Source organism: Bradyrhizobium sp. 87, from assembly GCF_023073015.1.
GTDB classification, from domain to species: Bacteria; Pseudomonadota; Alphaproteobacteria; order Rhizobiales; family Xanthobacteraceae; genus Bradyrhizobium; species Bradyrhizobium canariense_D.
This window is the reverse complement of the sequence record NZ_JADPIQ010000090.1, coordinates 12281-36813: the sequence shown is the minus strand read 5'-3', so window position 1 is coordinate 36813 and position 24533 is coordinate 12281. Positions and strand designations below refer to the sequence as shown.

Below are 24533 nucleotides of genomic sequence, written 5' to 3'. Positions count from 1 at the left end.
CGTCGTAACGAGTTGCTGTCCCATGAACGTCTCCATCTCGGAGTTGGAACATGGTAGACGACGACCCGCTGCGAACGGCGGTGGATATTGCTTGGTCCGTTTACCGCGCCCGGCATCGCCACGTCGATGCCGCAGATTGCCGTCGCTGCCTGCTCGAGCGTCATCTGCAAGGGAGATGGGAAGCGCGCGGGAGCGATGCCGAAGAACTCACGGGATTCGGGATTGCCTACCTCGATCGGCTTCCCGAGGACGAATGTTAAGGCTCGTGGAAGGGCTCGTCTGCCGGGTCGCGGCCGCAAGTGCCAGGCCGAATTGGACGCTGCTCGCGATTTCGAACCTTCTGTCCGCCGCGATCGTGCTGATCGTGCGTGCGGCGGCTTGACGGGTAGCCTGCCATGCGCATCGCTCAGCTTGCTCCCCTGGCCGAAAGCGTCCCTCCGAAGCTCTACGGGGGCACCGAGCGGGTGGTGGCCTGGCTGGTGGATGGGCTGGTCGAGCTCGGCCACGAAGTCACGCTGTTTGCGAGCGGCGATTCCAGGACGAATGGTGCGCTTCATCCTGTCTGGCCCCGCGCGCTGCGGCTCGGACAAAAGGGGGCGGACCCGACCGCCGCAAGCGCGATGCTGATGGAGGCAATCGCAAGGCGTGCGAAAGAATTCGACGTAATCCACGCGCATGTCGACTGGCTGTCCCTGCCGTTGCTCAGTCGTCTCGGCGTGCCGTTCCTCACGACCATGCACGGCCGCCTCGACTTGCCCGGACTACCCGACGTCGTCAGGCACTTCCCTGAAGCATGTTTCGTGTCGATTTCCGATCATCAGCGGCTGCCGCTTCCGGATGCGAAATGGATCGGAACCATCCAGCACGGGCTGCCGCCCGATCTGTTTCGGCCGTCCTACGAACAGGGGTCCTATTTGGCGTTTCTCGGGCGGCTCACCGCAGACAAGGGTCCGCAGGACGCGATCCGTATCGCGCGCGCAGTCCAGATGCCCCTCCATATCGCCGCGAAGGTCCCGCGCGCCGAGACGGCCTACTTCAGGAACCACATCGAGCCGAACGTCGACGGCAAGGATATCCGGCTTGTTGGTGAAGTCGATGACGCAAAGAAACAGCCCTTCCTTGCCGAAGCCGCTGCTCTGCTGTTTCCGATCGATTGGCCGGAGCCGTTTGGGCTGGTCATGATCGAAGCGATGGCATGCGGAACGCCCGTGATCGCCTATCGCTCCGGCTCCGTCCCCGAAGTCGTCGAGCATGGATTGACCGGCTTCATCGTCGAGAACGAGGAGCAGGCCGTCAAGGCGATCGGCGAACTGGGAAAACTGGATCGAAGGAAGGTGCGCGCCCGCTTCGAGGAGCGCTTCTCTGCGAGCCGAATGGCGAGGCAGTACGAACACCAATACCGCAAGCTCGCTAGCGCCGCGGCTCGGGAGTTGATCACTGAACCGTCGGAAACGTGAAAGGACCCGGCGATGTCGCTCGGAAAAGCGGGGCAGATTTGCATCTTTCTGGTCTTCGCTCTGGCTGCGCCGCCGGCGTTCGCCGCGGAGATCAACGCCGCTGCCATCAACGTCGCCGAGCCGTCGAAGAAAACCCTGTCGAACGATAAGCCGACCGCGGCCGGGGTCCGGTTGCAGGTCCTGCTGGACCGCGCGCACTTCTCGCCCGGCGCGATCGACGGCAGATTCGGCGAGAACGCCAAAAAAGCGTTGCGGGCCTATGCCGAAGCACGGCAGCTGCCGGTTTCGGACGCCGTGACGGACGATGTCTGGACCGCGTTACGGGCGGACGACCGGCCGGTGACGATGACCTATGCCATCACCGAGCAGGACGTGGCGGGTCCTTTCCTGAAAAAGCTGCCGTCGAAGATGGAGGACATGAAGGAGCTTACAAAGCTCGGCTTCACCAGTGCGCGCGAGGCCCTGGCCGAGAAATTTCACATGAGCGAGCAGCTCCTGGCCGCGCTCAACTCCGGGCGCCATTTCGATCGCGCCGGCGACACCATCGTCGTGGTGGACACATCAGGCGCAGGCGAGGGCATCCCCACCAAGGCCGAGAGGATCGAGGTCGACAAGGTCAGGCAGACCGTAAAACTGTTCGACAAAACGAATGCGCTGATCGGATTTTATCCCGCGACGGTCGGCAGCGAGGAGAAGCCGTCGCCCTCAGGCACGCTCAAGGTCACGGAAGTCAGCCGAAATCCGTACTATCGCTACAATCCCGCTTATCGCTTCAAGGGCGTCCATTCCCGCAAGCCCTTCACCATCAAGCCCGGCCCGAACAATCCGGTCGGCACGGTCTGGATCAACCTGTCTGCCGAGGGCTACGGCATTCACGGCACGCCCTCGCCGGAGAAGATTTCCAAGGCGGAATCTCACGGCTGCGTGCGTCTGACCAATTGGGATGCCGAGCGCGTCGCCGGGCGTGTCTCGAAAGGCACGCCGGTGGCATTCGTAGGCAGCCCCGGATGAAATCAACGCCTCGAGGTGGCAATGCCGCTCGCCGATTGTGCGCTATTTCGGGATCGGCATAGTCAGCTCCTTGTCGGCCGTATCCACCACGAAGACGGCCAGCAATTTTGCGGGTTCGGTCTCGCTGGCATTGGCGCTGACGGCATGGCGGTCGCCGGGCTTTTCGGAGAAGTTCTCGCCCTTGTGAAAGACCTTGACCGGGCCGTCATTGACCTGACTGCGGATCGCTCCTTCCAGGACGGTGGCGTAGATGAAAGCCGAGGGCGCGTGGATGTGGGCCGGCGAGGAGCCTCCGGGACCATACTCGACCAGCACGCCCTTCATGCTCTTGCCCGGGACATTGGGCAGCGCCTGGTCGAACACGACCGTCACCTTGGCCGTGGGCGTCGCCGTCTCGGCGGCATGGGCTGTCAGGAATGATGCGGCATAAACAGCGGTTGCGATCAGCAATCTGCGCATGGGGGTCTCCTCAAAGTCTCGCGAGCCATGTTGCGAGCGGCGTCGTGCCAAGCCGCGCCTCGCCAAGAGGGTTCAGCGATGTGTCGTCGATGGGAGCGCCGTAGTACGGCGCCTTTGGGTCTCCCACCACCGGTCGGGGGTCGCCGGACGCCTTCAGGCGGCGTGCGATGAATTCATTAAAGGGCGCCTTCTCAGGTCCTGCGATATCGATCGTGCCGTTAAGCGGCGGGCTAATCGCGACTTCTGCGAGGCGATCGGCCACGTCCTCGGCCGCGATGGGCTGAAACAATGCCGAGGGAACAACGATCCCACCCTCGGCCGCACCCATCTCGGCAATGGCGCTGAGGAATTCGAAGAACTGGGTGGCGCGGACGATCGAGTAGGGGACCGGCGAAGACTTGATGATAGTCTCCTGCGCCAGCTTGGCGCGAAAATAGGAGTTATCGGGCGAGCGCTCGGTTCCGACGATCGAGAGCGCCACATGATGCTTCACGGCCGCTGCGGCCTCAGTCGCAGCGAGGTTTTTGCTCGAACGCTCGAAGAATTCCAGCACGGCCGCGGGCTCCCAGGACGGCGCGTTGGCAACGTCGACGACGACATCGGTGCCCGCCAGCACTGCTGCGAGACCTTCCCCGGTCACCGCGTTCACGCCCGACTTCGGCGAAGCCGCGACCGCGTCGTGGCCTTGCTGCTTGAGCTTCGCCACCAGCTTGGATCCGATCAATCCGGTCCCGCCGATCACGACGATCTTCATGGCCTATCTCCTCGGCACGTTGCGGGCGCGAGCGTTTCAGGGTCGACGGCGCGCGCGTCGCGATGCGATGAGGCGACTCTTACCGGGGAAATGGGGCAGGCTCTTGCCTGTAACCGGCCCGCCTTGTCCAAAAATGATGAAGATGTTTATCGATCGCCGATAGATAAGTTGCATATCGAAATAGCCCGACGCGCGGAGCGCACCGCTGGCGCCAGCCACCACCAGCGGCGCGCGCTAGATTGCAGCACGTCCTTCGTGTCGGCGTTCGGTTACAGACGGCAATCGCACTACGCAGCGGAACCCGACATGGCTGGTCGAGGTATCGACCGGCTCGGCGTGCCGCGCGGCCGGGCGGTATCGGCGGCAATAGTTCGGCGCGCAGAGGTGCGAGCCGCCCTTGAGGACCTTGAGCGGAATCTGGATGTCGGGGAGGCGAGGGTCGTAGCTTGTGTGCTCACCGCCGCCGCGGGGATTTTTGGGGATGCAGCAGGGTTTTGCGGCGTCGGCGGCGTGTTTTGACGACCACCAGTCGGAGGTCCACTCCCAGACATTGCCGATCATGTCGTAGAGGCCGTAGCCGTTCGGCGGGAAGGCCATGACCGGCGAGGTACGCTCGTACCCATCCTCGCCGAGATTCTGGACGGGGAAGTTGCCCTGCCAGATATTGGCCATGTGTTTGCCGCCCGGCATCAGCGCATCGCCCCAGGCGTATTCCTCCGCCTCGAGGCCGCCACGCGCCGCAAATTCCCATTCCGCCTCCGTCGGCAGGCCCTTGCCGGCCCAGTGGGCATAGGCTGCCGCATCGCTAAAGGAGACGTGGACGACGGGATGATCGTCGAGATCCTCGATGTTGCTGCCAGGACCATAGGGATGACGCCAGTTGGCGCCGCGCAGGAATGTCCACCACTGGCTCCAGTCGGTGAGATCGGTGATGCGCGGCAGCGGTGAGAACACCCGCGATCCCGCGTAGAGCATCTCTGCCAGCGCGCCCGGATAGTCCTTCGGATCGGGAACGATCTGCGCCTCGGTGACATGGCCGGTTGCGTCGACGAACTGCTTGAACTGCCGGTCTGGATCACTGCGAGTGGTTGCCGGATGATTTGAAGACCGGCGCACGGGCGTGCGGTCTATCCAGAAGCCGTCGACAGCAACGCGATGGCTCGGCGCTTCCTCGGGATAATGATGGTCGGATCCCATGCGAAAGGTTCCGCCGGGAATGAAGACCATCTCGCAGATCTGCTCGCAACATGGTGGAAGCTCCGATGCTCGTAGTCCACCTGATGCTACTGCGCCAACCTGGCAGACTTCGACGATAGCTCTCTGCCCGGCCCATTAGACGCATTGTCTAGCCCCATTTTTTTGGCACTCGGGGAGAGGAGGACGCTGCGTCAACATCTCTTTCTTTTGCACGCACGTTTTCGACCACGCGGCAAATCCATGCCGCGTGCGCTCTGCCATCCCCAAAGCGCGTCCGCTCAATATCGCTAAGGTTGCAAACGGTACCCGAAGATTGGACGGCTGTGATGTGCAGTTTGTGCCAGTCTGCGGGGGAGTTGGTGAGGCCTCGCGTGCCGCAGAATTGTCGCGCTTCAGTAACACGGTACAGCCATGGGGCAAGTCCTCCTGGTTGATTCGCGCAAGCTGGACGGTTTCGAAGGACTTCAGCAGGCCGTCCACGGCTCGCATGTCGATGTGATGCAACTCGGCCGCGGTCGGTTGCGCGGAACGTTGTCCCATGTCGGCATCGGCGACTTCTCGCTCAGCATTGGTGCGTTCAACGTCGGCATGCGCACGCAGCGGGTTTCCAGCGACGACAAGCTGATCATCGGGATGCTGCTCGCGGCCGAAGAGCGCGTCGCCCACTGGTCGTTCGACATGCAGCTCAACGATGTGCTCGTCATTCCGCCGCTGCTCGAACATGACGGTGTTTTTCACGGCGGCTCCGCTTACGCCGCCATGCGGTTCGACCTCAACGAGGTCGCGACGCTGTTCGCCGGAAAAGCACGGCTGAGTGATCCTGACACCTGGCGCAGCCGCGGTCATTTCCGCGCGGACATCGAGAGCGGCGCGATCGCCTCGCGCCGCCTGGTCCGGATCATGTCGCACCTGCGCGACAACAAATACGGACTGACGCCATCAACAGCCGATTTCTGGAAACGATCGATCGCCGAATGCATGGCTGCCAACGTCGCGTCGTCGCTGCCACCCGACGGCAATGGCTGGCTCCCTTCCGCGCGACGGCTGATCCGCAAGGTCGAGGAGTTTCTCGACGACGCCGGCACCCGTCCGATGCACGTGTCGGAATTTGCGCGGCGCTCGGCGTATCGCGGCGCACCCTACACCGCGCGTTTCAGGAGGTATTCGGTCTCGGCCCGGTCAGCTTCCTCAGGCACAAGCGTCTTTGCGCTGTTCATTCGATCCTGCACCAGAGCGCACCCGGCTCGACCACCGTGACAGCGGTCGCCATGCAGCAGGGCTTTTACGAACTCGGCCGGTTCTCGCAATACTACCTGGCAATGTTCGGAGAGCGTCCGTCGCAAACGCTCGGAATCGCGGCGGTGCAGGCCGCCGAAGACGAGATCGCCAGAGCCTCGCGCTTTGAGCCTGGACCGCGAACGACGCCATGATGGCATGCATGCCAGTGTTTTGCAGGCGTCAAACGGCGAAAAAACTGTCATGAAAACAACCGGATGGCTACCGTGTATGGGGTTGTTTTCACGGTTTTGAGTTGGATAGGCGAGCCGCCTCCAGCTTCAGGCCCCGCAGACGATCACGCCGTACCAGCCCAGGCCGCGATAGGTCTCGTAGCCGGGCGTCGCATGGAACGCGACCAGCGTGCCCGAGCCGTCCTGGTAGAAGCCGGAACGCTGGCCGTTGAGCGACAGCGAGATGCGTTCGCTGAGAATGCCTTGTCCCTCGGAAGCGGCGATCACGCGAAGATTGGAGTCGACCAGCAGCACGCGCGCCTTGTCGCTGTCGCCAACGCGCACGCCTTGCACGATGGCGCGGGCCTGCGCCTCCCAGTCGAAATGGATGGCGAGCACCCCGATCGGCGCGCCGTTGGCCTGGCCGCCGGCGCGGACGCTGGCGCAATAGGTCGCGACCTGGGCATTGCCGAGCAGCGGCTGGTTCTCGACGTCGCCGGCGACATAGTCGTCGCCGGAGCGCAGGGTCTTGGCCTCGCGAAACCATTTGGTGTGGGCGACGTTCTGGCCGACAGCGCGAAAGCGGTCGGCGCGGCCGTTGGCGATGACGTTGCCGTCGAGATCGCAGAGCCAGAGGTCGAGATAGACGGTGTAGGCTCCTAGGATCACACCGAGACGCTGCGAGGCATGGGACACGGCCGCGGCGTCGGGCGAGGCCGCGCAATCGACCAGCGCGGAATCGGTCGCCCACCAGCGCACGTCGCAGGTCCGTTCATAGAGGTTGCGGTCGATCAGCTCGATGGCGTTGAGCGAGAGGTCGACCATGCGCTCGCCGCGCGAGCGCTGGCTCATGCGGTCGATCGAGGCGACGAGGTCGCCGGTGCGCTTGGTCAGCTGGCTTTCGAGTTCGCGGGCGATAGTCTCGACCTGCTGGCCGACGCCGCGGACCTCCTGCGCCACCACCGCGAAGCCCGCGCCCTGCGCGCCGGCGCGCGAGCTTTCGATCAACGCGTTCAGCGCCAGCATCTTCATCTGGTTGGTGATCTGCTGGATCGCCTTGGTCTTGTCGACCGCGATCTGGTTGACCTCCGCCGTGAGGCGGTTGATCAGCGCGGAGATATCGGAATCATCATCAGCGGGTTCATTTGCGATCGGCTTGGCTTTGAGACCCAGCGCAGCAGACATCGGGGGCTTCCCTTGGCAATGAGGTCTGATCTGCAACGAACCCGGAACAATCACTGACAGATCGAATACGATTCTTTTTCGAAGATTCCGCCTAACGCCTGCTTAATTTGCTGTTTTGCGGAATGCTCAAATGATAGTCAGTCCGCGTAGCAAAGCGGCAATCCACCGCTTTGTGCCGCGCAGACGTTGCAAATCCCGAGGGATTGCGGGCCAATCGTCCGTCGGCCGGACGATGCAATCCCTCCGGCTCCCAGGTTCCTCAAACCGACAGCTGTTCATGACGCCGCCCGCTACCGCCTTGCCCGTCGAAGCGCCCCAGGCGTTCCTGGGAGTGGCGCGCTCGCTCACCGACAAGCTTTGGCGCGACCGGCTGGATGCCCGCGGGGCGGCGAAAGCGCTTGCCATCGTGCAGCGCCACCAACTGCCCGAGCTCCTGGCGCGGGTGCTGGCAGGCCGCGGCGTCGACAGCGACGCCGTCGCAGATTTCCTCGATCCCACCATCCGCAAGCTTCTGCCGGACCCGTTCACGGTGACGGAGATGGAGGCCGCCGCGAAGCGGATCGCGGATGCCGCAGCGAACGGCGAGAAGGTCGCGATCTTCGGAGACTACGATGTCGACGGCGCGACCTCGGCGGCGCTGCTGACCTGGCATCTGCGGCATTGCGGGCTCGATCCGCTGATCCACATTCCCGACCGCATCTTCGAGGGCTACGGGCCCAACACGGAAGCCGTGCGCGCGCTGGCCGAAAAGGGCGCCACGCTGCTCGTCACCGTCGATTGCGGCACCACCAGCATCGAGCCGCTCGCCGAAGCAAAACGTATCGGCATGTCCGTCGTCGTGATCGACCATCATCAGGCCGGCACGGAGCTGCCGGAGGTCGACGCGCTGGTCAATCCGAACCGGCTCGACGATCTCTCCGGCCTCGGCCATCTCGCCGCCGTCGGCCTCGTGCTGGTGACGCTGGTCGCGGTCAATCGTGAATTACGCCAGCGCGGCTTCTGGAATGCGGAGATGCCCGAGCCGGATCTGCTCGGCATGCTGCATCACGTCGCGCTCGGCACGGTTGCTGATGTCGCGCCGCTGATCGGTCTCAACCGCGCGTTCGTCGCCAAGGGCCTGATCGCGATGCGGCGGCGCGACCATGTCGGCCACACAGCGCTGATGGACGTGGCGCGGCTCAACGGCCCGCCGGAGGCCTGGCATCTCGGCTTCATGCTGGGGCCGCGCATCAATGCCGGCGGTCGCATCGGCCGCGCCGATCTCGGCGTGCGCCTGCTTTTGGAGGGTGACAGCGTCGAGGCCGCGCGGATCGCCGCCGAACTCGACCGCCTCAACAGCGAGCGCCGGGTCATCGAGCAGGCGGCCGAAGCGCAGGCCGAAGCCGAGGCGCTCGCCTCGATCGGGCTCGAGGACAAGATCGGCGTGATCGTCACGGCCTCCGAAGGCTGGCATCCCGGCGTGGTCGGTCTCGTTGCGTCCCGGTTGAAGGAGAAGTTCTCGCGGCCCGCCTTTGCGATCGCGCTGGAGCCCGGGGGCATCGGCACCGGCTCCGGCCGTTCGATTGCCGGCGTCGATATCGGCAAGGCCGTGCGGCAGGCGGTCGCCGATGGCATTCTGCTGAAGGGGGGCGGCCACGCGATGGCTGCGGGGGTCACGCTGCGGAAGGAAAAACTCGCCGAGTTTCGCGCCTACCTCGAGAATGCGTTGGGGCGCGACGTTGCCGAGGCGCGCCACGTCAACGAGCTCTACATCGACGGCGCGGTCTCCGCGCGCGCGGTGACGACCGAGCTTGCAGCGACGCTCAACCGCGCGGGTCCCTTCGGCAGCGGCAATCCGGAAGTCGTGTTGGCGCTGCCGGCGCACCAGCTCGTCTATGCCGACGAGGTGGGACAGGCACATTTGAGGCTACGCTTCAAGTCGGGCGACGGCGCCATCGTCAACGGCATCGCGTTCCGTTCGATCGGACAGAAGCTCGGCAACGCGCTCGTTGCCAATCGCGGCCAGCAATTGCATGTCGCGGGATCATTGTCGGTCGATCGCTATCAGGGCGCCGAGCGTGTGCAATTCCGCGTCATCGACGTCGCGCTACCCGATCAGGGACCATCCATGATTAGATAGGCCCGGCAAACAACAAAAAAGCTAACAGCAAAACTGGGAGTGAACATGGCAGGGCAGGTTGAGGGTAAAGTGGCGCTGGTGACGGGCGGCGCCTCCGGCATCGGCGAAGCCGTCGTCGAGCTATTCGCGCGCGAGGGCGCCACCGTCATTGCCACGGACATCGACGAGCTGCGCGGCCCCGAGCTCGCCAATCGCATCACCAAGGCCGACGGCAAGGCGATTTTCCTGGAGCAGGACGTCACCAGCGAAGAGCGCTGGATCGAGATCACAGCCGAGATCGCGAAGCGCTTTGGCCGGCTTGATATTCTCGTTTCCAACGCCGGCATCGGCATCGCCGTGCCCTCGATCGTCGACATGACGCTCAGCGACTGGCGCAAGCAGAACGCGATCAACCTCGACGGCGTCTTCCTCTCGGTCAAGCATTGCCTGCCCTTGATGCGCAAGACCGGCGGCGGCTCGATCGTCATGATGTCCTCGCTCGCGGGCCTGCGCGGCGCGCCTGGGCTGTCGGCCTATTCGGCGACCAAGGGCGGCGTGCGGCTGTTCGCGAAGTCGATCGCGATGGAGTGCGCGGCCGCCGGCGACGGCATCCGCGTCAACTCCGTCCATCCCGGCATCATCGACACCCCGATCTGGGGCAAGATCCCGACCGGCGCGACCGGCAACCAGGGCAATGCACCGATCGATCCCGAGGAGCGTGCGCGCCTCGTCACGCCGCTCGGCCGCGCCGGCCATGCTTCTGAGATTGCCTCCGGCGTGCTGTATCTGGCCTCCGATGCCTCGTGCTACGTCACCGGCAGCGAACTCGTCATCGACGGCGGCATGAATGCCGGCGGCGTGCCGCGGCGGCAATAGGCCGTCGCGCGGGCTGCGAAGGGCAGGGTGGCGCCCGCGGGGGCTGACGCGCAGGCGTCGGACCTGTACAACGCGGGCGTCTTCCGATCGACAGAGGTGTCCTTCCGCCATGGCGCACAGCCTTCACTCTTCGTCCTCCACGCCAGCAACGTTCCGCTCGAACCGTCCGGACCTCGTGAGCGACGCGATCCGCAGCGCGCGCGAGGATCTTGCCGCCTGCTTTCGGATGGCTGCGCGCAACGGCTTTGAGGAGGGCATCTGCAACCACTTCTCGGCCGTGGTGCCGGGCCATGACGATCTCTTCCTGGTCAACCCGTACGGCTACGCCTTCCGCGAACTGACCGCGTCAAAACTGCTGATCTGCGACTTCCACGGCAACGTGCTCGACGGCGAGGGCGTGCCCGAGGCGACCGCGTTCTACATCCATGCCGAGATGCACAAGCGCCTGCCGCGCGCCAAGGTCGCCTTCCACACCCACATGCCCTACGCCACGGCGCTGTCGATGACCGAAGGCGATCCGCTGATCTGGGCCGGCCAGACCGCGCTGAAGTTCTATGGTCGCACGGCCGTGGACCGCGACTACAACGGCCTTGCGCTCGACAACCGCGAAGGCGCGCGCATCGCATCCGCCGTTGGGGATGCCGATATCATCTTCATGAAGCATCACGGCGTGATGGTGCTGGCACCGACCATCGCGGAGGCCTGGGACGATCTCTACTATCTCGAACGCGCCGCCGAGGTGCAGGTGCTGGCGATGTCGACCGGGCGACAGGTGCTGCCGGTCGATCCCGCGATTGCAGCCGAGACCTACAGGCAGATGCGCGAGGGCGATTCCGAATCTGCACGGCTGCATCTTGCGGCGATCCGTCGCCAGCTCGATGCGGAGGAGCCGCACTACAGGCACTGAGGCCGCCTACGACCCTTGGCGTAGCTTCGCCAGCACCTTCAGCCCGCCATAGCCGTCCGCAGGCACGATACCGGCCCTCTGCTGAAAATCCTTGATTGCCTTCATCGTGTCGTTGCCGACGCGGCCGTCGGTGCCGCCGGTGTCGAAGCCCGCCTTGGTCAGGCGCGTCTGCATCTCCTGCACCTCGGCGAGTGTCAGCGCGCGCTCGGAGCCGGGGAACGGCTGGATGAAAGGCGGGGCGCCGAGGCAGCGGTCGCCGAGATGGCAGATCGCCAGGGCATAGTTCATCGAGGGATTGTAGCTCTTCACCGCGTTGAAATTCGGTCCCAGCAGAAACGTCGGCCCGCCCGCAACCGGCGTCCACATCTGCGCGGATGCGGAGGCTTGCGGGAATGGCTGGCCGTCGGCGCGGGTGACGCCGGCCGCCTGCCAAGCCGCATAGGTCCGGCTGCCGCTCATCTCACCGGGCGTGCGCACCTCGTAGCCCCAATGCTCGCCGCGGTGCCACTTGCCGCGATTGACGAGATATTTTGCCGTCGAGCCCAGCGCGTCGTCGGGCTTGCCGAACGGCGACACCTTGCCGTCGCCATCATAGTCGATGCCGACATTGAGCCAGACCTCCGGCATCCATTGCGAATGCCCCATCGCGCCGGCCCAGGAGCCCTGCATCTGCTCCGGCGTGCTCCAGCCCTTGTCGACGATGCGTAGCGCGTTGATCAACTCGGTCTCCCAATAGGCCTTGCGACGCGGCTCGTTCCAGGCAAGGGCGGCGAGCGAGGGAAACACCGGCGTCATGTGGTTCTGCTGTACCAGCGGATCGCCATAGGCGGACTCGACGCCCCACAGCGCCAGCAGCGTACCGCGCTCGACGCCGAAATCGCGCTCGATGCGCGCGAGCAGCGCCTCGTTGTTCTTCAGCGCGATCTTGCCGTTGATGATGCGCCAGTCGGAGACGCGACGGTTGATGTATTGCCAGACCTGCTCATGAAATTCGGGCTGGGTACGCATCTGCTTGAACACGCTCATGTCGGGCTCGACCCGCGCCATCGCACGCTGCCATGTCGCAGCCGAGATGCCCTTGGCCATGGCACGAGCGCGAAAACCCTCACGCCATTCGTCGAAGCCTGGAGGTGCGGCGAAGACATGCGTCGGGAAAGCGAGCAGGGTGGCGGCGCCGATCGTGAAGGCGCGGCGGGTATGATGGATCGAGGAATCAGCGTGTTTCATCGACTTATTGTAGCGGGAAATGCGGCTCCTGTGAGTCGGTTCCTGGAGGGTTGGGAACGGGACGTCCGTCCTGTTCCTTCCGGAACAAATTGTCGCACTCACGCATTCCCTCCGCATGCAATCGAGGAGGACGAGATGAGGAAGTATCTGTTTGCGGCCGCCATGGTCACCGCTATCGCAGCCCCCGCATTCGCCGACGAAGTCGGTGTTCATGTTGGTCCGGTCGGCGCCGGCGTGACCGTCGGACAGTCCCCGGAATATCGAGAGCGTGACCGCGATCGTGATCGCACCACCGTGATCAAGGAGCGCGAGCCTGCCGACCGCACCACCGTCATCAAGAAGGAAGATGAATTCGGTAACCGCGAAAAGACCGTGATTCATCACCACAACGACTAACGGAGCGGGGCCCCGGCCGATGGTCGGGGCCCGCCTTCCGTCGAGAATCCGGGATCGAATGAAGATACGCGCGCATGCAGAGAGCCACGTCGTCGAGCTCGACGACGGATCACAATGGCAGATTTTCCCTGGCGATCTCGCCACCACACTGAGCTGGAAGCCCGAAACCGATCTGCACCTGGAGCGAAGCGGCGAGCGGGTGAGTTCGCATGAGCTGGTGAACGACGCCGATCAAAGCCGCGTGCGGGTGATCGCAGCGGGCGAGACCTGGCCCGATGGCGAGGTTAAGAAAGTATTGAAGGGCGGGTAGGGCGCGCCTGCAACGGGTCGGATATCCCCAGTTTTGAGCCTGTCACTTTTACGGTCGGTTTGCTTCCGTCTGCGCACAATGCGTGAATGCAGGAGCTGTTCGACATCATCCGCGCCAATCCCTGGCCGTTCGGCGCCGGGTTGTTCGTCGTCATCCTGATGATCCTCGCAGAGAACTTTGGGCGCGGTATTCAAGGCGACGGCGCGGTCAGTGACTTCTCGGATTCGGACGGCGGCGGCTGCGGTGACTAGGTCCCGCCAGCGGCAAGCGCGCTTCGCCTAGTCCTCCTGCAAATCGGCCGCGATGCCGGCGAGCCAGCGGCGAATGCTTGCCTCGGCCTTGACATCGAGCCCGGCGGCCAGCCGCTTCTCCAACGCAATCACCCTTTCCCGGCACGCTTTCAAAAGCGCCGTGCCGCGCGGCGTCAGCGTCCATTGCTGGATGCGGCCGTGGACGGGATGCGGCGTCATCACAATCGCGCCGTCACGCTCGAGATTGCGGATGATGACGCCGACGGTCTGGGGCGTCAGAAAGGTGAGGCGGGCAACGTCGGCGCCCGAGAGGCCCGGATAGGCGTTGAGCATGGTCAGCACCGCGAATTGCGGTGAGGTGACACCGAGATCGGCGAGCGACCGCTCCATCGTCAGACGGACTGCGGCGTGGGCCTGGCGCAAGAGATAGCCGAGATAGCCTTGCTCGCCGCGCTTGCCTTCCCCTGGGGCTGGCACGCGCACGGCGTCAGGCTTGGCAGTCTTGCGCCGGGATTTCGATCTCGTGATACTGGGCGACTTGCGCAACATGTAAGTGCTCTTATAAGATGTAAGCGGTCTTACAATACCACGAGGTGAACGGCAATGTCACACGCCCGCAGCGAATACGAGGATTTCAAGAAGATCGCGCCGGATGCGTATGAGCTGGTGCTGGCGCTCGGCCAGGTGGCGGCCAAGGCCGGTCTCGACAAGCAGCTTCTCGAACTGGTCAAGCTCCGGGCATCGCAGATCAACGGCTGCGCCTTCTGCGTGCAGCATCACATCCTGCTTTCGGAGCGGATCGGCGTGCCCGTCGACAAGCTCAATTTGGTCGTGGTCTGGCGCGAGGCGCCGATCTTTTCCGCGCGCGAACGTGCCGCGCTGGCCTGGACCGAGGCGCTGACCTGCCTGCCCGACGGAGTCGGCGAGGGCGTGTATGCCGAGGCGAGCCGTGAATTCTCCGAGACCGAGCTGACGTACCTGACCTCTGCGGTTGCCTCGATCAACGTCTGGAATCGTTTCGGTGCGGCGTTTCGCTGGACACCGGCGAAGCGACCGGTCGGAGCGAATGCGGCGGCATCCTGATTGCAACGAAGGGAGATCGTGATGACGGTAGTAAGTTTGCCCACCACATTGGCGCCATCGCGTTCGATGGCGATCGCCGTCGTCGGCGGGCTTGCGTGCGCGCTTGCGATCGGCAAGGCGTTGCCGGTGACGATGGACACCATTTCCGGCGCACTCGCGCCGCTCTGCGCCACCGCCGCCGAAAGCTCGCCGCTGGACAAGGTCGAGCCGATCGACTCCTACGCGCTGCCGAACGTGCCGGGCAAGCGCGTCACCATCGTGCGCGTGTTCTACGGCCCTGGCGGGTTCTCGCGGCCGCATCGTCACGCAGGATCCGTCACCGCCTACATAACCAAGGGCAAGATCCGCTCCCAGCTCGGCGGCGGCCCGGTCGAGACGTTCGGCGTCGGCCAGTCCTTCTTCGAGCCGCCCGGCTCGACGCATCTGGTTTCGGCCAATGCCAGCACCACGGAGCCGGCGGAATTGATTGCCGTGTTCGTGGCGGACGAGGGCGCGCAACTCACGACGTTGCTGGAGTAGCCGGCACCCGCAATCTGCAGCCGCTTTTGTTCAGGTCGGCTGCGATCGCTTCAGACGTTTCCATAGCGGTGAAAGACCGTATGTGACGGCCGGTATCGCAACTACGCCGACAAGGACCCCAATAACGCCTGAAATGGCCGCCTCGACCGCCCATCCGACGGTGCCGGCAATGGAGGGAAGGAGGTTCGCGGCAGCCTCGGTCGCGGCATGAACCGTATGGCCGACCATCGGTGGGCCGTATTGTTCGATGCCGTGCAGGATGATGCCGCCACCGACCCAGATCATCGCGGCGGTGCCGATGGTGCTCAGCACCGCCAGGAAGACAGGCATGCCGCGGACCAGCGCACGTCCAAGCAATCGGATTGCGCCGCCAATAAGCGAGGCGCCGTCATACCGCGCAAGGGCCAGGCCGACATCGTCCGCCTTCACGATCAGGGCGACCACGCCGTAGACTCCAACAGTGATGAAAATGGCGACGAGTGCGAGCACGAGCGCCTGGGTCCAGATGCTGCCCGCCGGGACGGCCGCCAGCGTGATCGCCATGATCTCCGCCGACAGGATGAAATCCGTTTTGATGGCGCTTGCGACTTTCTCGTCCTCGACCGACCGCGCGTTCAATGCAATTGGCTGGGGCTGGGCTTCGTGGTGGCGCGCATCATGCGGCATCACGGCTTCGAGCACCTTCTCGGTGCCCTCATAGCACAGAAAGGCGCCGCCCAGCATGAGCAGCGGCGTGACCGCGGCGGGAAGGAAATAACCAAGCAACAGGGCAATGGGCAGCAGGATCAGCAATTTATTGCGCAGCGACCCAACCGCAATCTTGCCTACGATCGGCAGTTCGCGTTTCGAGGCAAAGCCGATCACGTAATTCGGAGTGACGGCTGCATCATCGATGACCACGCCAGCCGCCTTTGCTCCCGCCTTGGCCGTCTGGCCCGCGACATCGTCGAGCGAGGCTGCCGCCACCTTTGCAATCGCGGCGATATCATCGAGGAGACCAATCAGTCCGGCACTCATCAACCCAGTTCCTTCTGCCTTCAGTGGGCCGTGTGTGCGGCAACACGCTTTGCGCTGCCTGGCATTGGAAAGAGCAAGCCGTCAGTTCTCGTCGCCGCCCGATCCCTCGCGCAGGTCCGGCTTGAGCACGTCCTCCGGCAGCGCATGCGCCACGGGCTGTGGCGTGCCGGCGATCTCCGGGCCGACCTCGCGGCCGCGGGCGCGGATCAGGCGCTCATAGGCCGAGACCAGCGTGACGTAAGGACTGACCCAGATCCAGCCGTCGCGGGTGAACACCTGCACGTCGAAATGCAGGTGCATCGAGGTGCCGGCGGGATGGTCGAGATAATTCGAGACCACGCCGATCTTCTCGCCCTCCGATACGATGCGGCCGTTGAGCAGGCCGTCGGCGTTCAGCGCCTGCGGGTTCATATGCATGTAGCGGAAACGGATGTGCTCGGTCCGGCTGTTGATTTGCAGCGTCACGGCCTGATCCTTGGCAGCGCGTATGACCCTCGCATCGCGCACGGCGACGACAGCGCGCTGCTTGGGATCGCAGGCTTGGCGACCTTCACCGAGCGGCGGGCACCCGGCCGCGCGGATGTCCTCGCCCTGATGGCCATAACCGCCGCCGCATTGCCAGACCTCGAAACTGCGGGATTCGCAGAAATTGTCGCGCCAGGGGTAAGCGGTCGTGCTCTCCATCTTGTCGCGCTTGGCATAGGATTGCGAGTGTACGAACGCGGGCGCCTTCTCGAGAGGAAAGCGGATCTGTGCGTAGGCCATCACGTCGGGATGGCCGCCCTGCTTGCGATAGCCGGTGTTCGGGATGATGTCGCCGCTCGGCCTGTAGGTGAAGTCCGGGGAGCGTACCGTGGGACGATCGAGAATGTTGGAAGCGATGTCCGTGAGCGGCCGCATGCACTGGCCGCCCGCCACGCGCAGCGCCTTCAGGAAGCGCTCGGCGATCGGATAGGCCTCCTTGCAGGCAAGCCGCCGCGGCTTGGCAACGCTGTCGAGGCATTGGATCGACACCACATAGGCGACGCCGAAACGGGTGAAAGCGTAGCGCATATAGCCTTCCCGGATGAACTTGCGCAGGTCCGGGTAGAGCGCCGCGAGCGGTTTGACCGGCTCGCCCTTGCCGCCCGAGGGATCGGCAATGTCATAGACCAGCGCCGAGCCCGTGATCTGCACCTCGACCGGCCTTGCGAAGACCCGGCTCGGCATGCCGTCTCCGGTACCAGGCTCGAACGAAAAGGTCGCGCTGTAGCCGGCGGGACCGGCATCGAACAGGTCGACGGAATTGAAGTCAGCCTGGTAGCGCGACAGCGCGACGGTCGCCGGCGCGCCATTGCGCCGAGCTTCGAGATACGCGGCAGCGTCGAATGGCAGCAGCACGGGCACGGAGCTGCGGGCGATGCCGGTGAAGAATTGCGAGGAGATCGCGTTGAGCTGCACCAGCGCCGGCATCGCGCGCGGATCGTAGCGCGGCACCGAACGACGGGGTGCGAAGATGAAGTCTTCCGCGGCCCGGGGATGGACGTTGATTTCGGTGCGGAGCTGGTCAAGCGCCGCGCGCCAATCGACGCGCAGCGCCGTGAGTGAGGGGCTGCGGAACTCATCCGCAGCAAGTGGAGAGGCAATGAGGAGCGAAAGCGACGCCAGAAGTTGCGAGACGAAGCGGAAACTTTTCCCAACCACTGTCTCGCCCCCCGGCGGCACCTGTTGCGCTCGCTTTGGTCCCGTCAGTCCTTGGCACGCTCGGAGTAGGAGCCGTCTTCGGTCATCACGACGATTCGGGTGCCGACGGCGATGTGCGGCGGCACCGTGGTGCGAACGCCATTCGAGAGCACGGCGGGCTTGTAGGACGAGGAGGCGGTCTGCCCCTTGGTCACGGGCTCGGTCTCGATCACTTCCAGCGTCACGCGCTGCGGCAGGGCGATCGATACCGGGTTGGAACCGTGCAGCGATAGCTTGACCGTCATGCTCTCCTGAAGATAGGCCGCCGCATCGCCGATCACATCCTTGGACACCTGGACCTGGTCATAGGTCTCCGGGTTCATGAAGTGATAGCCGTCACCATCTTCATACAGGAAGGTGTAGTTGCGCTCTTCGATTGTGGCCTTCTCGACCTGATCGGTGGTCTTGTAGCGCTCGGAGATCTTTACCCCGTCCGAGATTCGGCGCATTTCGATCTGGCTGACCGGGGTGCCCTTGCCGGGATGGATGTTCTCGGCGGTCACGACGACATATAGCTTGCCGTCTTGCTCGATCACGTTGCCCTTGCGAATAGAACTGGCGATGACTCTCAAAGCTGTATTTCCTGCTTGCTTGGCCCGGCTCGGGCCAGGACGTGGTCAAATTGATGGGGGACCTGGGGCCCCAAATCAGACCGCGGCACCCGTTTCGGGCCGCAACATACTGGTTTTGCCGTTGGATGCCAGCATTTTGCTGGCTTGCGGGACAGCCGGTTAATGGCTGGGGACAAGCCGATGTCGCCGTTCTGGTCCCCCTCGCGGCATCTCGACCGCCGGCCCTTCTTGCAGGCCAGGGGAGCCATCACCGGGGCTCTACGGGGATTTTTCGTCGAGCAGGGCTTCGTCGAGGTCGAAACCTCCGTTCTCCAGGTCTCCCCGGGCAACGAGACCCACCTGCACGCCCCCCGGACCGAGATCATGCGGCCCGACGGCAGCCGTGTGAGCCGATATTTGCGGACCTCGCCGGAATTCGCCTGCAAGAAGCTGCTGGCGGCCGGGGAGACCCGGATTTTCGAGTTCGCCCGGGTGTTCCGGGACCGTGAGCGCGGCGACCTGCATTTGCCCGAATTCACCATGCTGGAATGGTACCGGGCAGGCGCGCCCTATGACGCCATCATGGCCGACTGCGTCGTCCTCATCGCCCGCGCGGCCCAGGCGACCGGTATCGGCGCCTTCACCTTCCGCGGCCGGACCGCAGATCCTTTCGCCGAGCCGGAGCTTGTGACGGTTGCCAGCGCCTTCGAGCAGTTTGCGGGAATCGACCTGCTTGCGACCATTTCCGGCGGCGAGGGCGACCGCGCCGCGCTCGCGCGGTCAGTTGCCGGCAAGGTCCGCGTGGCCGAGGATGACACCTGGTCCGACATCTTCAGCAAGGTTCTGGTCGAGCATGTCGAGCCGCATCTGGGGCAGGGCCGTTTGACCATTCTGTTCGAATACCCATCTCCAGAGGCGGCACTGGCGCGCGTGAAGGCGGGCGATCCCCGAGTCGCCGAGCGGTTCGAGGTCTATGCCTGCGGTGTCGAGCTCGCCAACGGTTTTGGCGAACTGACCGACGCCGAGGAGCAGCGCAAGCGCTTCACGCAATCCATGGCAGAGAAGCAACGCCGCTACTGCGAAGCCTATCCGCTGGACGAGGACTTTCTGGCCGCGGTCGCGGCGATGCCGGAGGCGAGCGGCGTCGCGCTCGGATTCGACCGCCTGGTAATGCTGGCGAGCGGCGCATCGCGAATTGATCAGGTGGTGTGGACGCCGCCTGCAAATGAAACGTTGAGCGAGACATGATGAAGAGCAATCTTGCGCGCACATTGCGCGAGCCGGCCGAACTTGTGGCCGAGCAGCTGGTGTCAGCCACAGCGCTGCCGGTGCTCGATCGCATTGCCGCACGCTATGCGGTTGCGATCACGCCGGCGCTGGTCGATCTGATCGACAGGTCCGATCCCGACGATCCCATTGCGCGCCAATTCGTTCCGACTGCCGCAGAGCTGGAGATGCAGCCGGGCGAGAATGCAGATCCGATCGGCGATCATGCGCACTCGCCGGTTCCCGGGATCGTGCATCGTTATCCCGACCGCGTGCTGTTCAAGCTCGTTCACGTCTGCGCGGTCTATTGCCGCTTCTGCTTCCGCCGCGAGATGGTCGGACCCGGCAAGGAGAACGCGCTCTCGGACGCCGCCTATCGCGCGGCGATCGACTACATCCGCGCGCACAGCGAGATCTGGGAGGTGATCCTGACCGGGGGCGATCCCCTGATGTTGTCGCCGCGGCGGATGGGCGAGATCATGGCCGATCTGGCCGGAATCGATCACGTCAAGATCATCCGCCTTCACACCCGCGTGCCGGCGGCCGATCCCGCGCGCATCAGCGACGAGATGGTGGCGGCGCTCAAGGTCGTGGGCGCGACCACCTGGGTGGCGCTGCATGCCAACCATGCGCGCGAACTGACGGGGCCGGCGCGTGCCGCCTGCGCGCGGCTGGTCGATGCCGGAATTCCCATGGTAAGCCAGTCCGTGCTTTTGCGCGGCGTCAATGACAATTTGACCGCTCTGTCGGATTTGATGCGAGCTTTCGTCGAATGCCGGATCAAGCCCTATTATCTGCATCACGGTGATCTCGCGCCGGGCACGGCGCATCTGCGAACGACACTCGCCGATGGGCAGGATTTGATGCGGCAGCTGCGCGGAAGGGTGTCCGGACTGTGTCAGCCCGACTATGTCATCGACATTCCCGGCGGCGCCGGCAAGTCGCCGGTGGGACCGAATTACGTGTTGCCGATGCAAAATACCGCACCTGATGCGCGTGATGCAGATCAAGAAACGCGCTATCGTATCGTGGATTATTGCGGCGACGTTCACCTCTATCCGCCCGAGACTTGAATGGTCGTGATGGAGATGTTGGCTTGAGGAATGGAGGGAGAGACATGAAGAAGATCATGGTGGCAGTATCGCTCGTGGTCTTGCTCGGCGGCGCGGCGGTTGCGCAGACCGGCAACCCTAAGGGATCGACAGCCGGGGGCGCGACCTCAGGATCGACGCCGTTGGCACCCGTGGGCCATCGCCAGCCGCGTGTCGCCGATGTGCCCAGCGAAAAGAACCTGAGCGACCCGAACGATCCCCTCAGCAAGGAAAATCAGGCGCTCGACAAGAAGATCAAGAGCATCTGCCGCGGCTGCTAGGCGCCGGGAAAGCGGGCAGGGTGCGACAGCCTCACCCCGCCCGCGATCGTTCGGTCAGGCGGAGCGCTCGTGCAGCCCTGCGCGCTTGCTGTTGCGCCGGATCTCGACCGCGTCAGCGAGTTGCTTGAGCACGGTTGCCGTGGTCGCCCAGTCGATGCAGCCGTCAGTGATGCTCTGGCCATAGGTGAGCGGCTTGCCCGGCACCACGTCCTGGCGTCCGGCGACGAGATTGCTCTCGACCATCACCCCCATGATGCGGTTCTCGCCGCCAGAAATCTGCCCGGCGATGTCGGCTGTCACGAGCGGCTGGTTTTCCGGCTTCTTGCTCGAATTAGCGTGGCTCGCATCGACCATCACGAGCGGTGCGACGCTTGCTTTCGCCAGATCGTTGCAGGCCGCTGCGACGCTTGCCGCATCGTAGTTCGGCGTGCTGCCGCCGCGCAGGATGATGTGACAATCCTCGTTGCCCGCGGTTGAGGCGATCGCCGAGCGGCCGAGCTTAGTCACCGCCATGAAATGATGGGGATTTGAGGCCGACTTCACCGCGTCCGCCGCAATCCGCACATTGCCGTCGGTGCCGTTCTTGAAGCCGACCGGGCAGGACAGCCCCGAGGCCAGCTCGCGATGGATCTGGCTTTCGGTCGTGCGCGCGCCGATCGCGGCCCAGGACACGAGGTCCGCAATGTATTGCGGCGTCGTCATGTCGAGGAATTCGGTGCCGGCGGGCAGGCCGAGATTATTCACCGCCGAGAGCACGTTGCGCGCCAGCCGCAGGCCCTTGTTGATGTCGAAGCTGCCGTCCAGATCAGGATCGTTGATCAGGCCCTTCCAGCCGACCGTGGTGCGCGGCTTCTCGAAATAGACCCGCATCACGATCTCGAGTTGGTCGGCAAGCTCTTCGCGCAAGCTCGCGAGGCGCTCGGCGTATTCGAGCGCGGCCCTGGGATCATGCACCGAGCAGGGGCCGACCACGACCAGAAGCCGGTCGTCCTGGCCATTGAGAATCGCATGGATGGCGTTGCGTGCGGCCATCACCACGCGCGTCGCGGTGAGCGTGCGCGGGACTTCCCGCATCACCTCTTCGGGCGTGCTCAGCTCTTTCAGTTCGCGGATACGAAGATCGTCGGTCGTGCTCAGCACGGCGGGCTCCTGTCATTTTGAGACCCTGCCGGCCAATAAAAAAGCCGCCAGGTCTGGCGGCTTGTTCGGACGTTTGCTGCAATGTTTCAGATTGAGCGCGATCCTCCTGCCGCCAGCGAGCTGTCGTAGCTAAAGTACCAAAAATAGCTGGTGACGAGGGTGATCATGGCCCGTCATATAGCGTGCGATCGGCGGCTTGTCACCCCCCAATAGACGTGACGGCCACGCGGCGCCTCAACTGTTGCTTTTGCGTGCCGCCAGCGCCATGCCGATCAGGGTGGCGCCGCCGAACAGCAGGTTGATGCCGACGAGGATACCGATCGCCCATTCCGCCGAGCTCGGCAGTCCCGTGATCACCATGAACGAGATCGCGATGTCGACGAGGCCCGAGATCAGGAGCCACGACCAGCGGCCGCCCGGCTCGCGGCGATGCTCCAGCGCGTACATGATGGTGGCGACGCCCTCGGCGAGGAAATAGGCGCCGAGCACGATGGTCAGCGTCAGCACGGCCTGGATCGGCCGCGCCAGCAGCAGCATGCCTGCAAGCACGGCCAGCGCGGCCGAGATCAGCGACCACCAGAAGCCCGGCGTGCTGCGCGCCCAATAGGTGGCGATCAATCCGCCGATGCCGCTGATCAGGAACATCCAGCCGAGGAAGATCGCAATCGCAAGGCTTGCGAGCGGCGGCAGGACCAGCGCGGCGACGCCAAGCACCGCAAGCAGGATGCCTTCGAACAGAAAGGCCTTCCAATGTGCCTTGACCGTCCCGCTCATGGCGGATTGCAGCCGGGAAAAATCCTCAGGCGATGTCATGGGCAGGCTCCGGATCGAGAGGTGTGTCCTCAATCTAGTCTAGTACGTGCACACCGCGCTTGCCATCCCGCGGCTCAGCCGCCGCCGTGCGCCGACGAAAAACCTTCGCCGCTGGTGCGGATGCGGTTGCGGCCGAGAACATAGATCGCGGTCGTGACGATCAGAAGTGCGAGGCCGAGCAGGATCGAGACCAGGCCGATCGGGATCAGGGCCAGCGTCAGATTGCGCTCGGGATTGATGAGCCAGTGATGGATCGAGGTCAGCACGAAGGCGAGCCCGAGAAAGCCGACGCCGCCACCGGCAAGCAGCAGCGCCCACATCCGGCGGAGCTGGCTGAGGCGCTCGCGCGCGACGTCGGTTCGGGGCGCGTGATGGCGCGCGACGCGCCGTACCAGGCGGATAGCGAAGGCGATCGAGCTGAAGCCGATCAGCAGGCTCGCGCCGCCCAACCACATCCGCAGCGCCGGATCGAGATCCGGCATGCGCTGGAGTGTCAGCAGGGGGAAGTCGAAGGCCGAATGCAGGGCGAGCGGGCCTGCAAAGATCAGCAGGCGGCTGGAGAGACGGGCCCAGTCGCGATGATGGCGGTTGGCACCCAGCGCCGTGCCGGCGCGCGCGATGGTCAGATAGGCGCCGGCGATAATACCGAGCGCGCCGTGGAACGGCACGGTCAGCACGCTGCGCAAGGCGGCCAGCGAGCGCCACATTTCGGCGTGCTGGACGAGATAGGCAAGGTTCTCGTAGGCGGCGAAGCCCAGGCCGACGGCAGCGCCATAGACCACAGTGTCCATCGGATTGGCGAAGGTCCGCCGCTTGGTCGAGGCGACCAGCACGATGGCGATCACCTTGACCGCTTCCTCCGGCAGCGCGACGCCGAAGATCGAATGCATGGCCAGTGCCGCCCAGGGGTTGTCCGGGGCCGCAACCATTTTGGCAAAAGGGGCGCGGGCCAGGCCCAGCAGCGAAATGCTGGCCGCGCCGAGCAGAAACGCGGTCCAGACCTGGGCCGGCGGTCCGGGGCGTTCCTCGGCGGCAATGACGAGCCACAACATCAGCAGCGCCGGGGCAATGGCGGCCGTTCCGATGACGGTGGGTAACGCTTCAATCAGGTACATCGGCGCCGAAAATAGGTTCCCTTGATCCGCTTATCTACATTCCCTGATGCGACCTTGTGTCATGCGCTTGCTGTCGCGTCTCTTAACAAGCGTGACAGCCTGCGTTCATCAGGACAGTCGCCGAGGTGCAGAATAACGAGCGCAATCAATTGCATGACAGAACCACCTCGTCATCCCATGACAACGGTCGCGCGCCCGTCATCGGATCGCGATTGGTAAGTCAGATCAAGGCAATGTGCAGGTTTCTTCGATTGACGATGCACGTGTCGCCGCGGCAAGTCCAGAGCCGGGATTGCCCCGTCCGGGCTACGCACGGCCGGCCGAGCCGGTCTAGTCACGCTTGATCGCGCGGGATGGGG

27 protein-coding genes and 1 pseudogene are annotated in these 24533 nt (G+C 64.4%); 16 read left to right on the top strand and 12 right to left on the bottom strand.

The window, feature by feature from the left end:
* The first annotated feature begins 50 nt into the window (after nt 1-50).
* The 4 genes from IVB50_RS22790 to IVB50_RS22780 are packed head-to-tail and all read left to right on the top strand — an operon-like array spanning nt 51 to nt 2468.
* Nucleotides 51-260, top strand: coding sequence for a hypothetical protein (locus IVB50_RS22790; RefSeq protein WP_083926364.1), 210 nt, complete (start codon nt 51-53; stop codon nt 258-260).
* Nucleotides 254-382 (top strand): hypothetical protein, encoded by a 129-nt coding sequence (locus tag IVB50_RS42460; RefSeq protein WP_018454416.1) that lies wholly within the window; start codon nt 254-256, stop codon nt 380-382. The genes IVB50_RS22790 and IVB50_RS42460 overlap by 7 nt, the downstream gene beginning before the upstream one ends.
* 13 nt (nt 383-395) lie before the next feature.
* On the top strand, nt 396-1457 hold the full coding sequence (locus IVB50_RS22785; RefSeq protein ID WP_085353476.1) for a glycosyltransferase family 4 protein: 1062 nt from the start codon (nt 396-398) through the stop codon (nt 1455-1457).
* A 12-nt stretch (nt 1458-1469) separates the two neighbouring features.
* On the top strand, nt 1470-2468 hold the full coding sequence (locus tag IVB50_RS22780) for a L,D-transpeptidase family protein (RefSeq protein WP_085353475.1): 999 nt from the start codon (nt 1470-1472) through the stop codon (nt 2466-2468).
* 42 nt (nt 2469-2510) lie between these two features.
* Here the strand turns inward: IVB50_RS22780 and IVB50_RS22775 are convergent, their stop codons facing one another.
* The 3 genes from IVB50_RS22775 to IVB50_RS22765 form a co-directional block, all read right to left on the bottom strand.
* Nucleotides 2511-2927: a cupin domain-containing protein gene (locus IVB50_RS22775; RefSeq protein WP_085353474.1), complete on the bottom strand. Its 417-nt coding sequence runs from the start codon at nt 2925-2927 to the stop codon at nt 2511-2513.
* Nucleotides 2928-2937: 10 nt separating this feature from the next.
* Nucleotides 2938-3681: an SDR family oxidoreductase gene (locus IVB50_RS22770; protein WP_085353473.1), complete on the bottom strand. Its 744-nt coding sequence runs from the start codon at nt 3679-3681 to the stop codon at nt 2938-2940.
* Between the two features lie 234 nt (nt 3682-3915).
* Nucleotides 3916-4908, bottom strand: a complete 993-nt coding sequence (locus tag IVB50_RS22765) for a formylglycine-generating enzyme family protein (protein ID WP_256465054.1) — start codon at nt 4906-4908, stop codon at nt 3916-3918.
* 381 nt (nt 4909-5289) lie between these two features.
* Between IVB50_RS22765 and IVB50_RS22760 the strand changes: the two are divergent.
* Nucleotides 5290-6308 (top strand): annotated as a pseudogene (locus tag IVB50_RS22760) (helix-turn-helix domain-containing protein).
* Between the two features lie 126 nt (nt 6309-6434).
* Here the strand turns inward: IVB50_RS22760 and IVB50_RS22755 are convergent.
* A complete protein-coding gene (locus tag IVB50_RS22755) occupies nt 6435-7511 on the bottom strand; it encodes a methyl-accepting chemotaxis protein (protein WP_247297388.1) in 1077 nt (358 codons plus the stop codon).
* Nucleotides 7512-7788: 277 nt separating this feature from the next.
* On the opposite strand from IVB50_RS22755, the gene recJ reads away from it, so the two are divergent.
* The 3 genes from recJ (at nt 7789) to IVB50_RS22740 (ending at nt 11392) form a co-directional block, all read left to right on the top strand.
* Nucleotides 7789-9630, top strand: a complete 1842-nt coding sequence (recJ, locus tag IVB50_RS22750; RefSeq protein ID WP_247297386.1) for a single-stranded-DNA-specific exonuclease RecJ — start codon at nt 7789-7791, stop codon at nt 9628-9630.
* A gap of 45 nt (nt 9631-9675) precedes the next feature.
* Nucleotides 9676-10485 (top strand): glucose 1-dehydrogenase, encoded by an 810-nt coding sequence (locus IVB50_RS22745; protein ID WP_026232728.1) that lies wholly within the window; start codon nt 9676-9678, stop codon nt 10483-10485.
* Between the two features lie 109 nt (nt 10486-10594).
* Complete coding sequence (locus IVB50_RS22740; protein ID WP_247297385.1) at nt 10595-11392, top strand: aldolase; 798 nt, start codon at nt 10595-10597, stop codon at nt 11390-11392.
* Between the two features lie 6 nt (nt 11393-11398).
* On the opposite strand, the gene IVB50_RS22735 is transcribed toward IVB50_RS22740, so the two are convergent.
* On the bottom strand, nt 11399-12619 hold the full coding sequence (locus IVB50_RS22735) for a lytic murein transglycosylase (protein ID WP_247297384.1): 1221 nt from the start codon (nt 12617-12619) through the stop codon (nt 11399-11401).
* A 135-nt stretch (nt 12620-12754) separates the two neighbouring features.
* Here IVB50_RS22735 and IVB50_RS22730 point away from each other — a divergent pair, with 135 nt between their 5' ends.
* From IVB50_RS22730 to IVB50_RS22720, 3 genes are all read left to right on the top strand, one after another.
* Nucleotides 12755-13015 (top strand): hypothetical protein, encoded by a 261-nt coding sequence (locus tag IVB50_RS22730; protein ID WP_247297383.1) that lies wholly within the window; start codon nt 12755-12757, stop codon nt 13013-13015.
* A 58-nt stretch (nt 13016-13073) separates the two neighbouring features.
* On the top strand, nt 13074-13325 hold the full coding sequence (locus tag IVB50_RS22725; RefSeq protein ID WP_018454404.1) for a hypothetical protein: 252 nt from the start codon (nt 13074-13076) through the stop codon (nt 13323-13325).
* An 86-nt stretch (nt 13326-13411) separates the two neighbouring features.
* Nucleotides 13412-13576: a hypothetical protein gene (locus IVB50_RS22720; protein WP_247297382.1), complete on the top strand. Its 165-nt coding sequence runs from the start codon at nt 13412-13414 to the stop codon at nt 13574-13576.
* A gap of 27 nt (nt 13577-13603) precedes the next feature.
* Here IVB50_RS22720 and IVB50_RS22715 read toward each other — a convergent pair whose 3' ends face one another.
* Nucleotides 13604-14125, bottom strand: a complete 522-nt coding sequence (locus tag IVB50_RS22715) for a MarR family transcriptional regulator (RefSeq protein WP_018454402.1) — start codon at nt 14123-14125, stop codon at nt 13604-13606.
* Nucleotides 14126-14179: 54 nt separating this feature from the next.
* Here IVB50_RS22715 and IVB50_RS22710 point away from each other — a divergent pair, with 54 nt between their 5' ends.
* Nucleotides 14180-14659, top strand: a complete 480-nt coding sequence (locus IVB50_RS22710; RefSeq protein WP_247297381.1) for a carboxymuconolactone decarboxylase family protein — start codon at nt 14180-14182, stop codon at nt 14657-14659.
* Nucleotides 14660-14680: 21 nt separating this feature from the next.
* On the top strand, nt 14681-15178 hold the full coding sequence (locus tag IVB50_RS22705; protein ID WP_204511119.1) for a cupin domain-containing protein: 498 nt from the start codon (nt 14681-14683) through the stop codon (nt 15176-15178).
* A 30-nt stretch (nt 15179-15208) separates the two neighbouring features.
* Here the strand turns inward: IVB50_RS22705 and IVB50_RS22700 are convergent, their stop codons facing one another.
* The 3 genes from IVB50_RS22700 to efp form a co-directional block, all read right to left on the bottom strand.
* On the bottom strand, nt 15209-16195 hold the full coding sequence (locus IVB50_RS22700) for a DUF808 domain-containing protein (protein ID WP_247297379.1): 987 nt from the start codon (nt 16193-16195) through the stop codon (nt 15209-15211).
* Nucleotides 16196-16276: 81 nt separating this feature from the next.
* The gene (locus tag IVB50_RS22695; protein ID WP_247297377.1) at nt 16277-17899 is read right to left on the bottom strand and encodes a M23 family peptidase; all 1623 of its coding nucleotides are present in this window, start codon (nt 17897-17899) and stop codon (nt 16277-16279) included.
* A 23-nt stretch (nt 17900-17922) separates the two neighbouring features.
* The gene (gene efp, locus IVB50_RS22690; protein ID WP_026232726.1) at nt 17923-18489 is read right to left on the bottom strand and encodes an elongation factor P; all 567 of its coding nucleotides are present in this window, start codon (nt 18487-18489) and stop codon (nt 17923-17925) included.
* A gap of 162 nt (nt 18490-18651) precedes the next feature.
* Between efp and epmA the strand changes: the two genes are divergently transcribed.
* From epmA to IVB50_RS22675, 3 genes are read left to right on the top strand one after another with little or no spacing between them, the layout of a single operon-like run.
* Complete coding sequence (gene epmA / locus IVB50_RS22685) at nt 18652-19716, top strand: EF-P lysine aminoacylase EpmA (RefSeq protein WP_018454396.1); 1065 nt, start codon at nt 18652-18654, stop codon at nt 19714-19716.
* Nucleotides 19713-20807, top strand: a complete 1095-nt coding sequence (locus IVB50_RS22680) for a lysine-2,3-aminomutase-like protein (protein ID WP_247297375.1) — start codon at nt 19713-19715, stop codon at nt 20805-20807. Before epmA ends, IVB50_RS22680 begins: the two co-directional genes overlap by 4 nt.
* A 44-nt stretch (nt 20808-20851) precedes the next feature.
* A complete protein-coding gene (locus tag IVB50_RS22675; protein WP_247297373.1) occupies nt 20852-21106 on the top strand; it encodes a hypothetical protein in 255 nt (84 codons plus the stop codon).
* Between the two features lie 54 nt (nt 21107-21160).
* Here IVB50_RS22675 and IVB50_RS22670 read toward each other — a convergent pair whose 3' ends face one another.
* The 3 genes from IVB50_RS22670 to IVB50_RS22660 form a co-directional block, all read right to left on the bottom strand.
* On the bottom strand, nt 21161-22246 hold the full coding sequence (locus IVB50_RS22670; RefSeq protein WP_346348209.1) for a 3-deoxy-7-phosphoheptulonate synthase: 1086 nt from the start codon (nt 22244-22246) through the stop codon (nt 21161-21163).
* Nucleotides 22247-22480: 234 nt separating this feature from the next.
* Complete coding sequence (locus tag IVB50_RS22665) at nt 22481-23059, bottom strand: HdeD family acid-resistance protein (RefSeq protein ID WP_247297371.1); 579 nt, start codon at nt 23057-23059, stop codon at nt 22481-22483.
* A gap of 74 nt (nt 23060-23133) precedes the next feature.
* Nucleotides 23134-24174: a PrsW family glutamic-type intramembrane protease gene (locus tag IVB50_RS22660; RefSeq protein ID WP_018454391.1), complete on the bottom strand. Its 1041-nt coding sequence runs from the start codon at nt 24172-24174 to the stop codon at nt 23134-23136.
* Between the last annotated feature and the right edge of the window lie 359 nt (nt 24175-24533).

Bases quoted from the DNA above. Each gene is read 5' to 3' on its own strand.
- IVB50_RS22770 (WP_085353473.1), bottom strand. From the start codon at position 3,681: ATGAAGATCGTCGTGATCGGCGGGACCGGATTGATCGGATCCAAGCTG.
- IVB50_RS22765 (WP_256465054.1), bottom strand. From the start codon at position 4,908: ATGGTCTTCATTCCCGGCGGAACCTTTCGCATGGGATCCGACCATCAT.
- IVB50_RS22715 (WP_018454402.1), bottom strand. From the start codon at position 14,125: ATGTTGCGCAAGTCGCCCAGTATCACGAGATCGAAATCCCGGCGCAAG.
- IVB50_RS22775 (WP_085353474.1), bottom strand. From the start codon at position 2,927: ATGCGCAGATTGCTGATCGCAACCGCTGTTTATGCCGCATCATTCCTG.
- IVB50_RS22680 (WP_247297375.1), top strand. From the start codon at position 19,713: ATGATGAAGAGCAATCTTGCGCGCACATTGCGCGAGCCGGCCGAACTT.
- IVB50_RS22790 (WP_083926364.1), top strand. From the start codon at position 51: ATGGTAGACGACGACCCGCTGCGAACGGCGGTGGATATTGCTTGGTCC.
- IVB50_RS22720 (WP_247297382.1), top strand. From the start codon at position 13,412: ATGCAGGAGCTGTTCGACATCATCCGCGCCAATCCCTGGCCGTTCGGC.
- IVB50_RS22755 (WP_247297388.1), bottom strand. From the start codon at position 7,511: ATGTCTGCTGCGCTGGGTCTCAAAGCCAAGCCGATCGCAAATGAACCC.
- IVB50_RS22725 (WP_018454404.1), top strand. From the start codon at position 13,074: ATGAAGATACGCGCGCATGCAGAGAGCCACGTCGTCGAGCTCGACGAC.
- IVB50_RS22740 (WP_247297385.1), top strand. From the start codon at position 10,595: ATGGCGCACAGCCTTCACTCTTCGTCCTCCACGCCAGCAACGTTCCGC.
- IVB50_RS22665 (WP_247297371.1), bottom strand. From the start codon at position 23,059: ATGACATCGCCTGAGGATTTTTCCCGGCTGCAATCCGCCATGAGCGGG.
- recJ (WP_247297386.1), top strand. From the start codon at position 7,789: ATGACGCCGCCCGCTACCGCCTTGCCCGTCGAAGCGCCCCAGGCGTTC.
- IVB50_RS22785 (WP_085353476.1), top strand. From the start codon at position 396: ATGCGCATCGCTCAGCTTGCTCCCCTGGCCGAAAGCGTCCCTCCGAAG.
- IVB50_RS22745 (WP_026232728.1), top strand. From the start codon at position 9,676: ATGGCAGGGCAGGTTGAGGGTAAAGTGGCGCTGGTGACGGGCGGCGCC.
- epmA (WP_018454396.1), top strand. From the start codon at position 18,652: ATGGCTGGGGACAAGCCGATGTCGCCGTTCTGGTCCCCCTCGCGGCAT.
- IVB50_RS22730 (WP_247297383.1), top strand. From the start codon at position 12,755: ATGAGGAAGTATCTGTTTGCGGCCGCCATGGTCACCGCTATCGCAGCC.
- IVB50_RS22660 (WP_018454391.1), bottom strand. From the start codon at position 24,174: ATGTACCTGATTGAAGCGTTACCCACCGTCATCGGAACGGCCGCCATT.
- IVB50_RS42460 (WP_018454416.1), top strand. From the start codon at position 254: ATGTTAAGGCTCGTGGAAGGGCTCGTCTGCCGGGTCGCGGCCGCAAGT.
- IVB50_RS22700 (WP_247297379.1), bottom strand. From the start codon at position 16,195: ATGAGTGCCGGACTGATTGGTCTCCTCGATGATATCGCCGCGATTGCA.
- IVB50_RS22710 (WP_247297381.1), top strand. From the start codon at position 14,180: ATGTCACACGCCCGCAGCGAATACGAGGATTTCAAGAAGATCGCGCCG.
- IVB50_RS22735 (WP_247297384.1), bottom strand. From the start codon at position 12,619: ATGAAACACGCTGATTCCTCGATCCATCATACCCGCCGCGCCTTCACG.
- IVB50_RS22675 (WP_247297373.1), top strand. From the start codon at position 20,852: ATGAAGAAGATCATGGTGGCAGTATCGCTCGTGGTCTTGCTCGGCGGC.
- IVB50_RS22705 (WP_204511119.1), top strand. From the start codon at position 14,681: ATGACGGTAGTAAGTTTGCCCACCACATTGGCGCCATCGCGTTCGATG.
- IVB50_RS22780 (WP_085353475.1), top strand. From the start codon at position 1,470: ATGTCGCTCGGAAAAGCGGGGCAGATTTGCATCTTTCTGGTCTTCGCT.